Below are 14,135 nucleotides of genomic sequence, written 5' to 3'. Positions count from 1 at the left end.
TACTCCTTCTAATTACTGTTTAATAATTGTTCTTCTAATGAATCCATATCATAAGCACGTCGCTCAAAATTATTCAGGTTTTTTGTGACCGGCTTAGATTTTGATACGTTTCTTCGTGCCTGTTTTTCTTTTTGGAACACGGTATCCAATGCAGTAATGTCATTTAAGTGGTGTACATTGTTCTGCTGCCAACGTTCTAAAATTGTATCTGTATATTCAAAACTTGGCTGATGTGTAGCGGAAATTGTACGTCGGCAAGCCTCCTGAACAATATCAAGAGAAAATCCCATCTCATCTGTCCATTTTTTGATATAGACAAGCTCAGAGTCGGCCGGTCCACGATTTTTGATGCCAAATGCATTTAATACAGTATAGCAGTTTTTATTATAATTAGCAGAATTACGCCGTGCTTGTTCTACACTTGCAATACCTTCATCAGCCCACGATAAAGCAACCTTTTGAATGTAATGGATACTTTTATGTCCGCTTTCTACACAAGATTCAATCAGGTATTCAATCAGTCTGGCTGACATACCTAGATCTTTATAAAAATATGTAATTGCTTCGACATCTGTATGAGATAAAGTTTTTCCAAGATACTGTTCTGCTATGAATAAAAGTGATCTTAACTCTTTCTTTTCCATCGAAGAATCAGAAGCGTGTTTATTCTTGTTCGGCACAGTATCGCTAGGTGCTGTTGAAGATTCTTGTTTAGGTACTTTAGTTTCTGCATGAGTCTCTTCGCTATATACAGATGTGATGGAAGCTTCCTTGGATGTAGTTGCAATCGCAGGAATACTTTCTTTGCTGATATTGTTTGCCGGAGATTGTCCTGTCTGCAGGAGTTCGATTCCGGAAATTGTGTGTTCGCAATCGTATTCGAGCTTTAGCAGTCCATTACTTTCCCAATAGCGGAAGGCACGCAAAATATCATTCTCCGTATTATTCAAACAATCCGCAATGCCGGAAATAGTAAGGTTCATAGAAGAATCCTCCATATGCCTTAGCAAAAAAAGATAAACTTTTACAAACTCACCATTTGCGGTAGCCATATAATTGTCAATAAAATAATTAGAGACAAGAGTGGCATTGCTTTGAAAATGATTGGATAATTTTATTGCATTCATCATTTTAACAAATCTTCTCCGATATTTACAACATCTCCGGCACCCATTGTGATCAGGAGATCACCCGCAGAGCAGTGCTCTTTTAAGAAATCTTCAATCTCTGCAAAACTTGGGAAGTAGTAAGCGTCTGTGCCAAGCTTTTTCACTTCTTCTGCAAGAGCCTTGGAAGAAACACCAAGGTTGTCCGTCTCACGTGCGGCATAAATATCAGCAAGTACCAGATGGTCTGCGTGAGAAAGTGCTTCTGCAAATTCATTGAAAAACGCTTTTGTACGTGTGTAAGTATGAGGCTGGAACACACACCACAGTTCGTTGTGTGGGTAATGCTTTGCAGCCTTTAAAGTTGCTTTAATCTCTGTTGGATGATGTGCATAGTCATCAACAATTGTAATGCCGTCCAAAGTGCCCTTGTATTCAAAACGACGGTCTGTTCCGGAGAATGAGAGCAGTCCTTTTTCAATAACAGGCATTGAAATGTTCAGAAGCTTTGCAGTTGCAATCGCAGCTAAAGCATTTGAAACATTATGGTCTCCGGTTACAGAAAGCTGGATATGGTCTGTGATAGTTCCTTTCTCTACAAGGTCAAATGCAACACAGCCTTTTTCGTTGTAGCTGACATTCTGAAAACTATAATCTGCATCGGCGGAAGAACCGTAAGTAATCACATTACAAGATAACCCGGCAAAAATTTCTTCATAATTCTGAATGTCATGGTTGATGATCAAAGTTCCATCTTCCGGCAAAAGTGCTGCAAACTGATGGAAAGAATGACGAATATCTTCCAGGTCTTTGAAGAAGTCCAAATGATCTTCTTCAATGTTCAGAATGATTCCGATTGTCGGGAAGAAATGAAGAAAACTATTCGTGTACTCACAGGCTTCTGTGATAAATGTTTCAGATTTTCCTACACGGATATTACCTCCGATAGCCTGAAGAATACCGCCTACAGAAATCGTAGGGTCAACATCTCCTTCCAATAAAATATGAGAAATCATAGATGTCGTTGTAGTTTTGCCATGTGTACCGGATACAGCGATAGATGTATCATAGTTTTTCATTAACTGGCCAAGTAATTCCGCACGAGTCAGCATAGGAATCTTGCGGGCAACAGCTTCCATTAATTCTGGGTTGGCCTTGTTGATCGCAGCAGTGTAAACAACACACTGAATACCATCGATAATATTCTCCGCCTTCTGACCGTAGAAAATGTGCGCACCATGTTCTTCGAGCTGGCGGGTAAGCGGAGACTCTTTTGAATCAGAACCAGTAACAGTAAATCCTTCTTCCAGTAAAATCTCTGCGAGACCGCTCATACTGATACCGCCAATTCCGATGAAATGGATGTGAATTGGTTTTTCAAAATCGATCTTATACATAAATTAGGTACCTTCTTTTACTTTTTTTTCAAAAAGAGTCATAAAAAGACTCTATCCATTATATTATACTATATATGGAGAAAATTTAAAGAAGTTCTTTTTGGTGAAAATAAATAAAAAGAGTTAAATTTCCTTTGTGAATTTGTAAAAAACGTGCACATGAAATAAAAAGTATGATATAATAAGTGCATCTAACTAGAAATGAGGTGACTACATGATTAAAAAGGAAATGATTGCCATGCTCCTTGCGGGTGGACAAGGCAGTCGATTGGGGGTTCTTACAGCGAAAGTAGCAAAACCAGCAGTTGCTTTTGGCGGCAAGTACCGAATTATTGATTTCCCGTTAAGTAACTGTATTAATTCGGGTGTAGACACAGTAGGTGTGTTGACACAGTATCAGCCATTACGTTTGAATACACATATTGGTATTGGTATTCCTTGGGATTTGGATCGAAATGTAGGAGGCGTATCAATTTTACCGCCGTATGAAAAGAGTACAAACAGTGAGTGGTATACCGGTACTGCAAACGCGATATATCAGAACTTAGAGTACATGGAGTCTTATAATCCGGACTATGTATTAATCCTTTCAGGTGATCATATATACAAGATGGACTATGAGGTTATGTTGGATTATCACAAGGCGAATAAAGCAGATGTAACAATTGCAGCTATGCCGGTTCCAATGGAAGAGGCAAGCCGTTTCGGTATTGTAGTGACAGATGATGACGGAAGAATCAAAGAATTTGAAGAAAAGCCGGAGCATCCAAGCAGCAATCTTGCATCTATGGGTATTTACATATTCAGTTGGCCGGTGTTAAGAGATGCTTTGATTAAATTATCAGAGCAGCCGAATTGTGATTTTGGTAAACATATCATTCCATATTGTCATGAAAAAGGAGACAGGCTTTTTGCTTATGAATATAATGGCTACTGGAAAGATGTCGGTACATTAAGTTCATATTGGGAAGCAAATATGGAGTTGATTGATATTATTCCTGAATTTAATCTTTACGAAGAATTCTGGAAGATTTACACAAATAGTTCTAACATTCCACCGCAGTATATTTCAAATGACGCTGTTGTGGACCGTTGTATTATTAGTAATGGAACAGAGGTATATGGCGAGGTACATAATTCTGTGCTGGGAGCCGGAGTAACAATCGGAAAAGGCAGCGTGGTTCGTGACTCTATTATTATGAGAGATGTTATGATTGGAGAGAATTGTGTGATTGAGAAAGCCATTATAGCTGAAGATACGGAAATCGGTAATAATGTAGTCATTGGTGTTGGAAGTGAAGTTCCAAACAAAGTAAAACCAAATATTTATAGTGGCGGGCTTGCCACAATCGGAGAAAAATCAAAGATTCCGTCAAATGTTCAGATCGGAAAGAATACCGCCGTTAGTGGTGTGACATCCATAGAAGATTACAGTGATGGAGTGCTTGCAAGTGGAGAGACATTAATAAAGGCAGGTGAGCGAGTATGAGAGCAGTAGGAATTATTCTGGCAGGCGGAAACAGTAGAAAGATGCAGGAACTGACAGAAAAACGTGCAGTGGCTGCTATGCCGATCGCAACCAGTTACCGTGCAATTGATTTTGCATTGAGTAATATGACAAATTCCAAAATACAGAAAGTTGCCGTATTGACACAGTATAATGCAAGATCATTGAATGAACATTTGAATTCATCAAAATGGTGGAATTTTGGAAGAAAACAAGGCGGATTGTATGTGTTTACGCCGACAATCACATCAGATAATGGATATTGGTATCGTGGAACAGCAGATGCAATTTATCAGAACTTAGATTTTCTGAAAAAATGTCATGAACCATATGTTGTTATTACATCAGGAGATGCAGTATACAAGTTGGATTATAACAAAGTATTGGAATATCATATTGCTAAAAAAGCAGATATCACAGTGGTCGTTAAAGAACTGAGCGAGAATGAAGATGCAACACGTTATGGTACAGTACGGATGAATGAATCTGCAAGAATCGAAGAATTTGAAGAGAAGCCGATGATTGCTCATTCTCAGACAGTTTCTACAGGAATTTATGTGATGAGAAGAAGACAGCTTATCGATTTGATCGAACGTTGTGCAGAAGAAGAACGTCACGATTTTGTAAATGATATTTTAATTCGTTACAAAAATCTGAAGAAGATTTATGGATATAAAATCAGCAACTACTGGAGTAATATTTCAACAGTAGATGCATATTACAAGACAAATATGGACTTCTTAAAACCAGAAGTCAGAGACTATTTCTTTAAACAGTTACCGGAGATATATTCTAAGGTAAGTGACTTGCCACCGGCGAAGTATAATCCTGGAGCAGTAGTTAAAAATAGTCTTGTAGGAAGTGGTAGTATTATCAATGGTACGATTGAAAATTCGGTTATTTTTAAGAAAGTTTATGTTGGAAATAATTGTGTGATCAAGAATTCAATTATATTAAATGATGTATACCTTGGAGATAATACTTATATTGAAAATTGTATTGTTGAAAGCAGAGATACAATCCGTGCAAATACCAGACATATTGGTGAGAATGGTGTCAAGGTAGTTGTTGAGAAAAATGAAAGATATGCCTTATAAAGAAAAGTGTTAATAGAATCATGCAGACGAGAAAGGAGACTGGAATATGCAGATCACAGATGTGCGCGTTCGTAAAGTCGCAAAAGAGGGAAAATTAAAGGCAGTGGTATCCATTACATTTGATGATGAATTTGTTGTACATGACATCAAGGTAATTGAAGGAGAAAAAGGTTTATTTATTGCGATGCCAAGCAAGAAAGCAATGGATGGGGAATATCGCGATATAGCACATCCAATTAATTCAGGTACCCGTGACCGAATCCAGAGTACAATTTTAGAAAAATACAAACAGGTTTTGGAAGAAGAACCGGAGGCAGCAGTAGAACTCTAATTTCATTAAACGAATAAAGACGACATGCAGCACAGAGTGAGAACGTGTTGCATGTCGTTTTAGTTTGTGGCGCAATCCGAAAGAAATGTAGAACTAAAGATTTACAGCATAATAGGTTTCGGGCAAAAGAAACTCCAAATGTTTATGCGTGCGAGGATGTTTTAAAGTCAGCCGGCAGGCAAATAACTGTAATCCGCAAAAACCAGAAGAGGGATTTTCTGCGGTTCCATATTTGCGGTCGCCGATAATAGGACACCCAAGATGCGACATCTGTACGCGAATCTGATGGTGTCGGCCTGTTTTTAAAGTGATTTCAGCAAGTGTAAAAGCATCTTTTTGTTGCAGTACATTATAATGTAATTCTGCTTTTTTTGCTCCTGGAGTGTCAGGTTTACAAACGGAAGAAGTGTTTGTACGTCCATTTTTTACAAGATAATCTATGCAGTCTCCTTCGTCAGCCGGGAGATGACCAGAAAGCCAGGTACGATAATATTTCCCGAATCCTTCTGACTGAAGCTGGTGATTTAATTCTTTTGCTGCAAAAGGTGTTTTTGCAAAGACAAGCAGCCCGGTGACAGGCTGGTCTAAACGATGAATAACGGCAAGGTAAGGTGGCTGTTTACTGTTTGTGCTGTGAGCAATGTGATTTTTTAAGATACTTACCATATCCGGTGAACCAATGCGTTTACTTTGTGTTGCGATTCCGGCAGGTTTAACACATACGATTAATTCGGAATCTTCATATATAATTTCTGGCTTCATAATATCTGTCCCCTGTTCTTGACTTTTGGCAATATTCTGTCTAAACTGATTATCATATAAAAGAATCATCAGGTCAAGAGAGAGTATAATCCTTTTGAGAAGGAGTAGATGGAAAAATGAAAAATCAAGATTGGGAAAGGTTTGGGGAAGATATAAAAAGAAGTGTGCAGGATGCCGTGGATTCAGGAGATTTCAGTAGATTGAACCAGACAATAACGAATACAGTAAATGGAGCTGCAGATGCATTTGCGGACACAATGCGTAATGTGGGTGATCGGGTAAATCAGAATCGCAGACCACGTTACGGAGAAACTTTTTATGGAATGCCTCAATACGAAAAAAAGACACAACAAAAAAGAGCGAACAGTCAGGAGGGGCAAGTAAATAATAGATATTCAACAGGAGGTTTTGTGACTCCGACAAAGCCTATGCTATATAGAAGTACCAGTGCAGCAAAAGTTGGTGCGATTGTGATGAGTGTATGCGGATACATGATGTCGGGATTTAATTTCCTTGTCTGTATTTCAGCGGTTATAGCACTGGTGGTGGGAGTATCTAATAAGGCAGGAGTACTTGCGGTAGCAATCATATTTGGGATACTTGGGATAGCGACGACATTGATCGGCGTGGCAGGTACGAAAAAAATAGGCGGGATCAAACGTTTCCGACAGTATCTACAGACAATGGGTGGAAAAGAATATTGTGATATACGTAAATTGGCAGAGTATGTTGGGAAAAATGAAAAATATGTTTTGAAAGATATAAAGAACATGATACGGAGAGGCTGGTTTATTCAAGGACACTTGGATACCCAGGAAAAATGTCTTATTTCAAGTCATGATGCGTATCGTCAATATACTGATATGATGGAACAGCAACAAGAACAAAAGGATACGTTAGAAAGACAGCAAAAAGCGGCGGAGGAAGAGCGTAAAAAGAAAGAAGAAAAAGGACTTACGCCGGAAGTACAGGAGATTGTTGAGGCGGGAGAAGAGTATATACGCAAAATTCATGAAAGTAATGATGCAATTCCGGGAGAAGAAATTTCAGCAAAGATTTCCAGAATGGAGATGCTGGTTGATAAAATATTTGACCGAGTAGAGGAAAATCCGGAAACGGTAGGAGATTTACATCGTTTGATGAATTATTATCTTCCGACAACGGTGAAGCTTTTAGAAGCATATGAAGAACTGGACAGACAGCCAATTCAAGGAGATAATATTTTATCTTCAAAAGATGAAATCGAAAAAACGCTGGATACATTGAATGTTGCATTTGAAAAACTGTTGGATGCAATGTTTCAGGATACGGCGTGGGATGTTGCCAGTGACATTTCTGTGTTGAAGACGATGCTTGCACAGGAAGGACTGACAGAGGACGGACTTAAAAAATAAAAAAATGGTTGCGAAAAGAAAAGAGGAAATGTTATGGAAAATAATTTTAAAGATTTTGATACAACGCCTACATTGACATTAGATCCATTTCAAACAGCAGAAGAGAAACAAGAACCGGCTGTGGTAGAAGAAAAGAAAGAAGAAGTTATAGCGGAAGAAAATGTTTTGTCAGAAGAAGAAAGGCAGATGGCGGAGAAATTTGCAGAGCAGATTGATCTTACAAATTCTAATATGATTCTGCAGTATGGAGCAGGCACACAAAAGAAGATGGCGGATTTTTCGGAAAGTGCACTGGAGAATGTGAGAACAAAAGATCTTGGCGAAGTGGGTAATTTGTTGAGTGGTGTAGTAAAGGAACTGAAATCTTTTGATGAAGAGGAAGAAAAAGGCTTTCTGGGAATATTTAAGAAAAGCTCAAACAAGCTCACAGCAATGAAAACAAAGTATGCCAAGGCAGAGACGAATGTAAATCAAATATGTAAAGTGCTGGAATCACATCAGGTTCAGCTTATGAAAGATGTTGCACTTCTGGATAAGATGTATGAATTGAATCTTACTTATTATAAAGAATTAACTATGTACATTGTAGCCGGAAAGAAAAAATTAAATGAAGTCAGAAACGGAGAACTTCAGGATTTGTTACAGAAAGCACAGGCAACAGGGCTTGCAGAAGATGCACAGGTGGCGAAAGATTTAGATTCTATGTGTAATCGCTTTGAAAAGAAATTACATGATCTTGAGCTGACTCGCCAGATTTCGATGCAGACAGCACCACAGATCAGACTGGTACAGGGAAATGATACGTTGATGGTAGAAAAAATCCAGTCGACGATTGTGAATACAATTCCGTTATGGAAGAGTCAGATGGTACTTGGGCTGGGAGTAGAACATTCTGCACAGGCGGCTGCAGCACAGCGTGAAGTGACAAATATGACAAATGAACTGTTGAAGAAAAATGCAGAGAAATTAAAGATGGCAACGATAGATACAGTGAAAGAGTCGGAGAGAGGAATCGTTGATATAGAGACATTAAAACAGACAAACGAGTCTTTGATCTCTACATTAGATGAGGTGATGCATATTCAGCAGGAAGGTCGTGAAAAACGAAAAGCTGCGGAGCAGGAGATGCAGAAACTGGAGATGGATTTAAAACAAAAATTGTTGCAGATCCAGAAGTAATAAGAGGTGGAAATGCAGTTACTTGTCTTGACATTTTTGGGTAATTCGGGTAAAATTGCAACGATATGTGATATGAGCGTTGAACAGGGTTAGTATATGTTGGAGACGGCACAGAGAGGGAATCATTTGCTGGGAGATTTCTGCGGAGATAATATAGAACCTGCCTGGGAGCTTCTGTATGAAAGTACAGCGTAAGTCAGCGTTAATGACAGATAAAGAGAATCACAACAGTGATTAATTAGGGTGGTACCGCCGAGAACTTCGGTCCCTTTTCGTTTGGAAGGGAATGGAAGTTCCCGGCGTTTTTTATTTCCGAAGGCAGGTGCATTTTTAGAAATGAAAAATGTGTTCCGATAAAAATAAAATAAAAAGAAAGGAAAGCAGCAATGGCAAAAGAAAAGAAATTAGTACAGTCAATTACAGCAAGAGATGAGGATTTTGCACAGTGGTACACAGATGTTGTACGCGAAGCAAAGTTATGTGATTATTCAGGAGTAAAAGGATGTCTGAATTATCTTCCGAATGGCTATGCAATCTGGGAAAATATCCAGGCAAATCTTGATAAGAGATTTAAAGAAACAGGAGTGCAGAATGTATATCTTCCTGTTTTGATTCCAGAGTCATTACTTCAGAAAGAGAAAGATCATATTGAAGGTTTCGCACCGGAAGTTGCATGGGTAACAAAAGGTGGCGAAGAGCCTCTTCAGGAGAGATTCTGTATCAGACCTACATCAGAAACATTATTCTGTGATGTATGGAGCAAGACAGTTCAGTCTTATCGCGATCTTCCAAAGGTTTGGAATCAGTGGTGCTCTGTATTGCGTTGGGAAAAGACAACAAGACCATTCCTTCGTTCAAGAGAATTTTTATGGCAGGAAGGTCATACAATCCATGCAACATATGAAGAAGCAGAAGAACGTACATTGATGATGCGTGATGTATACAAGGATTTTGTGGAAAATGATCTTGCAATTCCGCTTGTTACAGGAAAGAAAACACCAAGCGAGAAATTTGCAGGAGCAGAAGACACTTACACAATTGAAGCATTGATGCATGATGGAAAAGCATTGCAGTCAGGTACAAGTCATTTCTTTGGAAATGCATTTGCAGATGCTTATGGAATCAGTTACTCAGATAAAGAGAACAAGCTTCACAGTGTATATGAGACATCATGGGGATTGTCTACACGTATTATTGGAGCAATCATTATGGTACATGGTGATGACAGTGGTCTGGTACTTCCACCACACATCGCACCGGTTCAGACAAGAGTAGTTCCGATTGCCCAGCATAAAGAAGGTGTCTTAGACAAAGCAAATGAATTACTTGCAGCATTAAAGGCAGCAGGATATCGTGCAGAGATTGATGATTCAGAGAAGAGCCCTGGATGGAAGTTTAGTGAGCAGGAGATGCTTGGAATCCCTACACGTATTGAAATCGGACCAAAAGATATCGAAAACGGACAGGTTGTCATTGTACGTCGTGATACAAGAGAAAAGATTGTGGTTGCTTTAGATGAAATCGAAACAAGATTGTCAGAAATTCTTGAAGACATTCAGAAAGCACTTTTTGAGAAAGCAAAAGCGTTTAGAGATTCACATATTCACACAGCAACAAACATGGATGAGATGAAAGACATCGCTGAAAACCAGATTGGATTTATCCGTGCAATGTGGTGTGGAGATGATGCTTGTGAAGAAGCAATCAAAGACCAGACAGGCGGGGTGACATCAAGATGTATTCCAGAAGAACAGGAAGAAATTTCTAATGTATGTGTATGTTGCGGAAAACCTGCTAAACATATGGTATATTGGGGAAAAGCATATTAAGATTTACTGCATCCTCCGTGTCAATCACCTTGTTGGTTGGCACGGAGGATGTACATTTTAAAATAATGCTGAAAACCCCTTGACTTTTCGCTGAAAACATACTAAACTAACAAGCGTGCACACGAGCATACTATGTTTTTGTGCGCTAAATTACAAAAGATAATATGAATTTATTATCTGCAACCCCTCATTCTCATAAGAGATGAGGCAACGAAATCATAGGAGGTGAAAAAGAATGCCAACATTTAACCAGTTAGTTAGAAAAGGACGTCAGACTTCTGAAAAGAAATCTACAGCACCAGCTCTTCAGAAAGGATACAACTCACTGAAGAAACGTGCAACTGATGTATCTGCACCACAGAAAAGAGGTGTTTGTACAGCAGTTAAGACAGCTACACCTAAAAAACCTAACTCAGCTCTTAGAAAGATCGCCAGAGTTCGTCTTTCTAACGGAATCGAAGTAACAAGCTATATCCCAGGAGAAGGACACAACCTTCAGGAACATAGTGTTGTTCTTATCCGTGGAGGAAGAGTTAAGGACCTGCCAGGTACAAGATACCACATCGTTCGTGGAACACTTGATACAGCAGGAGTTGCTAAGAGAAGACAGGCTCGTTCTAAATACGGCGCTAAGAGACCAAAAGACGCTAAATAATAGAACGCCTTAGCAAAGATTGTAACTAAACAGTTAAATCGTATCACAAACAGAACTATGATTAATCGTAGGTTGCGGATTTTATAGAGTCCGGCGGCCACGAGCACATGCAATGCGATTTCCATAGAGAGACACATGTGAGTACCGATGAATTAATCCCGGCGTAATGCCGAAAATCATGATTAAGGAGGGAAGGACCGTGCCACGTAAAGGACATACTCAGAAAAGAGATGTATTAGCGGATCCAATATACAACAATAAAGTTGTTACCAAACTTATCAACAACATCATGCTTGATGGTAAGAAAGGTGTAGCACAGAAGATTGTATACGGAGCATTTGAGAGAGTTGAAGAGAAGGCTGAGAAGCCAGCAATCGAAGTATTCGAAGAGGCAATGAACAACATCATGCCAGTACTTGAGGTAAAAGCAAGACGTATCGGTGGAGCTACTTACCAGGTACCTATCGAAGTTAGAGCTGACAGAAGACAGGCTCTTGCACTTCGCTGGATTACATTGTATTCACGTCAGAGAGGCGAGAAGACAATGGAAGAAAGACTTGCAAATGAAATCCTGGATGCAGCTAATAACACAGGAGCATCTGTGAAGAAGAAAGAAGATATGCATAAAATGGCAGAGGCTAATAAAGCATTTGCTCATTATAGATTCTAATAGGAGGCTACAATGGCTGGAAGAGAATATCCATTAGAGAGAACTAGAAACATTGGTATCATGGCTCATATCGATGCCGGTAAGACTACACTGACAGAGCGTATTCTTTACTATACTGGTGTTAACTATAAAATTGGTGATACTCATGAAGGTACTGCTACTATGGACTGGATGGAACAGGAGCAGGAAAGAGGTATCACAATTACTTCAGCCGCTACAACATGTCATTGGACATTGGAAGATCATACAAAGCCAAAGGCTGGTGCTCTGGAACACCGTATCAACATCATTGATACTCCGGGACACGTTGACTTCACTGTAGAGGTTGAACGTTCACTTCGTGTACTTGATGGTGCCGTAGGTGTTTTCTGTGCTAAAGGTGGTGTAGAGCCACAGTCAGAGAACGTATGGCGTCAGGCAGACACATACAACGTACCAAGAATGGCGTTCATCAACAAGATGGACATCCTTGGAGCTGATTTCTACAATGCTGTAGATCAGATCAAAACAAGACTTGGTAAAAATGCAATTTGTCTTCAGTTGCCAATTGGTAAAGAAGATGAATTCAAAGGAATCATTGATTTGATGGAAATGGAAGCTTATATCTACAATGATGAGAAGGGCGAAGATATTTCTGTTACAGAGATTCCAGAAGAAATGAAAGATGAAGCAGAACTGTACCACACAGAGTTGGTAGAGAAAATCTGCGAGCTTGATGATGATCTTATGATGATGTATCTGGAAGGTGAAGAACCATCTATTGATGATCTGAAAAAAGTTCTTCGTAAAGCTACATGCGAGTGTACAGCAGTTCCAGTATGTTGCGGTACAGCATATAGAAACAAAGGTGTTCAGAAACTTCTGGATGCTATTATCGAATATATGCCAGCTCCAACAGACATTCCTCCAATCGAGGGTGTTGACGAGGATGGTAACGAAGTTGTAAGACATTCTTCAGATGAAGAACCATTCTCAGCTTTGGCATTCAAGATTATGACAGACCCATTCGTAGGTAAGCTTGCTTATTTCCGTGTGTATTCTGGATCTATGAACTCAGGTTCATACGTATTGAATGCAACAAAGAATAAGAAGGAACGTGTTGGACGTATCCTTCAGATGCATGCTAATAAGAGACAGGAACTTGACAAAGTATATGCAGGTGATATCGCAGCTGCTATCGGATTTAAATTCACTACAACAGGTGATACAATCTGTGACGAGCAGCATCCTGTAATTCTTGAGTCTATGGAATTTCCAGAGCCTGTTATCGAGCTTGCTATTGAGCCTAAGACAAAAGCTTCCCAGGGTAAACTTGGTGAATCTCTTGCTAAACTGGCTGAAGAAGATCCTACTTTCCGTGCTCATACAGATCAGGAAACAGGACAGACAATCATCGCTGGTATGGGTGAGCTCCACTTAGAGATCATCGTTGATCGTCTTCTTCGTGAGTTCAAGGTAGAAGCTAACGTAGGTGCACCACAGGTTGCTTACAAAGAGTCTATCACAAAAGCTACAGATATTGACAGCAAGTATGCTAAACAGTCTGGTGGACGTGGACAGTACGGACACTGTAAAGTTAAATTCGAGCCAATGGATGTCAATGGTGAGGAGACATACAAGTTTGAGTCTACAGTAGTTGGTGGATCAATTCCTAAGGAATACATCCCAGCTGTAGGTGAAGGTATCGAAGAAGCTATGAAATCTGGTATCTTGGGAGGATTCCCGGTAGTCGGAGTTCATGCTACAGTATATGATGGTTCATACCATGAGGTCGATTCAAGTGAAATGGCATTCCATATTGCAGGATCTCTTGCATTCAAGGATGCTATGAAACAGGGAGCACCAGTTCTTTTGGAGCCTATCATGAAGGTTGAAGTAACAATGCCAGAAGAATACATGGGAGATGTTATCGGTGATATCAACTCTCGTCGTGGACGTATCGAAGGTATGGATGATCTTGGCGGCGGTAAGATCGTTCGTGGATATGTTCCATTGTCAGAAATGTTTGGATACTCTACAGACCTTCGTTCTAAGACACAGGGACGTGGTAACTACTCAATGTTCTTCGAGAGCTATGAGCCAGTACCGAAGTCTGTACAGGAAAAAGTATTATCAAACAAAAACGCTTAAAATAGTTATAAAACGCTTGAAAAAAGGCTGACTTTGAAATATAATCAAAGTTAGCCGAGTAAAAGCGGATATAATAAG

Annotated in this window: 12 protein-coding genes and 1 other annotated feature; of the genes, 9 read left to right on the top strand and 3 right to left on the bottom strand. The window is 39.5% G+C overall.

What is annotated here, in order from left to right:
* Window positions 1-8: 8 nt before the first annotated feature.
* A complete protein-coding gene (locus D8Q48_RS05735) occupies window positions 9-1,130 on the bottom strand; it encodes a DnaD domain protein (protein ID WP_330514287.1) in 1,122 nt (373 codons plus the stop codon).
* Window positions 1,127-2,503: a UDP-N-acetylmuramate--L-alanine ligase gene (gene murC, locus D8Q48_RS05730; RefSeq protein ID WP_118688321.1), complete on the bottom strand. Its 1,377-nt coding sequence runs from the start codon at window positions 2,501-2,503 to the stop codon at window positions 1,127-1,129. Before murC ends, D8Q48_RS05735 begins: the two co-directional genes overlap by 4 nt.
* A 214-nt stretch (window positions 2,504-2,717) precedes the next feature.
* On the opposite strand from murC, the gene D8Q48_RS05725 reads away from it, so the two are divergent.
* From D8Q48_RS05725 to spoVG, 3 genes are read left to right on the top strand one after another with little or no spacing between them, the layout of a single operon-like run.
* Complete coding sequence (locus D8Q48_RS05725; RefSeq protein WP_117990223.1) at window positions 2,718-3,992, top strand: glucose-1-phosphate adenylyltransferase; 1,275 nt, start codon at window positions 2,718-2,720, stop codon at window positions 3,990-3,992.
* A complete protein-coding gene (gene glgD, locus D8Q48_RS05720) occupies window positions 3,989-5,107 on the top strand; it encodes a glucose-1-phosphate adenylyltransferase subunit GlgD (protein WP_117990224.1) in 1,119 nt (372 codons plus the stop codon). Before D8Q48_RS05725 ends, glgD begins: the two co-directional genes overlap by 4 nt.
* 46 nt (window positions 5,108-5,153) lie before the next feature.
* Entirely contained in the window at window positions 5,154-5,438 is a 285-nt protein-coding gene (spoVG, locus tag D8Q48_RS05715) for a septation regulator SpoVG (RefSeq protein WP_117990225.1), read from the top strand.
* Between the two features lie 93 nt (window positions 5,439-5,531).
* Here spoVG and D8Q48_RS05710 read toward each other — a convergent pair whose 3' ends face one another.
* Window positions 5,532-6,200 carry an RNA pseudouridine synthase gene (locus D8Q48_RS05710; protein ID WP_117990248.1) on the bottom strand — a complete coding sequence of 223 codons (669 nt, stop codon included), beginning with the start codon at window positions 6,198-6,200 and terminating at the stop codon, window positions 5,532-5,534.
* A 116-nt stretch (window positions 6,201-6,316) separates the two neighbouring features.
* On the opposite strand from D8Q48_RS05710, the gene D8Q48_RS05705 reads away from it, so the two are divergent.
* The 6 genes from D8Q48_RS05705 (at window position 6,317) to fusA (ending at window position 14,057) form a co-directional block, all read left to right on the top strand.
* Window positions 6,317-7,594, top strand: a complete 1,278-nt coding sequence (locus tag D8Q48_RS05705) for a 5-bromo-4-chloroindolyl phosphate hydrolysis family protein (protein ID WP_121055808.1) — start codon at window positions 6,317-6,319, stop codon at window positions 7,592-7,594.
* Between the two features lie 33 nt (window positions 7,595-7,627).
* Window positions 7,628-8,773 carry a toxic anion resistance protein gene (locus D8Q48_RS05700; RefSeq protein ID WP_121055806.1) on the top strand — a complete coding sequence of 382 codons (1,146 nt, stop codon included), beginning with the start codon at window positions 7,628-7,630 and terminating at the stop codon, window positions 8,771-8,773.
* A 70-nt stretch (window positions 8,774-8,843) separates the two neighbouring features.
* Window positions 8,844-9,046: a binding site (T-box leader), on the top strand.
* Window positions 9,047-9,159: 113 nt separating this feature from the next.
* A complete protein-coding gene (proS, locus tag D8Q48_RS05695; RefSeq protein WP_022074830.1) occupies window positions 9,160-10,602 on the top strand; it encodes a proline--tRNA ligase in 1,443 nt (480 codons plus the stop codon).
* A 235-nt stretch (window positions 10,603-10,837) separates the two neighbouring features.
* A complete protein-coding gene (gene rpsL, locus D8Q48_RS05690; protein WP_117990228.1) occupies window positions 10,838-11,257 on the top strand; it encodes a 30S ribosomal protein S12 in 420 nt (139 codons plus the stop codon).
* Window positions 11,258-11,456: 199 nt separating this feature from the next.
* Window positions 11,457-11,927, top strand: a complete 471-nt coding sequence (gene rpsG / locus D8Q48_RS05685) for a 30S ribosomal protein S7 (RefSeq protein ID WP_207667541.1) — start codon at window positions 11,457-11,459, stop codon at window positions 11,925-11,927.
* 12 nt (window positions 11,928-11,939) lie between these two features.
* On the top strand, window positions 11,940-14,057 hold the full coding sequence (gene fusA / locus D8Q48_RS05680; protein WP_117990229.1) for an elongation factor G: 2,118 nt from the start codon (window positions 11,940-11,942) through the stop codon (window positions 14,055-14,057).
* Window positions 14,058-14,135 lie beyond the last annotated feature (78 nt).

This window comes from Ruminococcus sp. B05, assembly GCF_003628495.1.
In the GTDB taxonomy this organism is placed as follows: domain Bacteria; phylum Bacillota; class Clostridia; order Lachnospirales; family Lachnospiraceae; genus Schaedlerella; species Schaedlerella hominis.
Note: the sequence above shows the minus strand (reverse complement) of the source record. Positions and strands in the feature narration are given on the sequence as shown.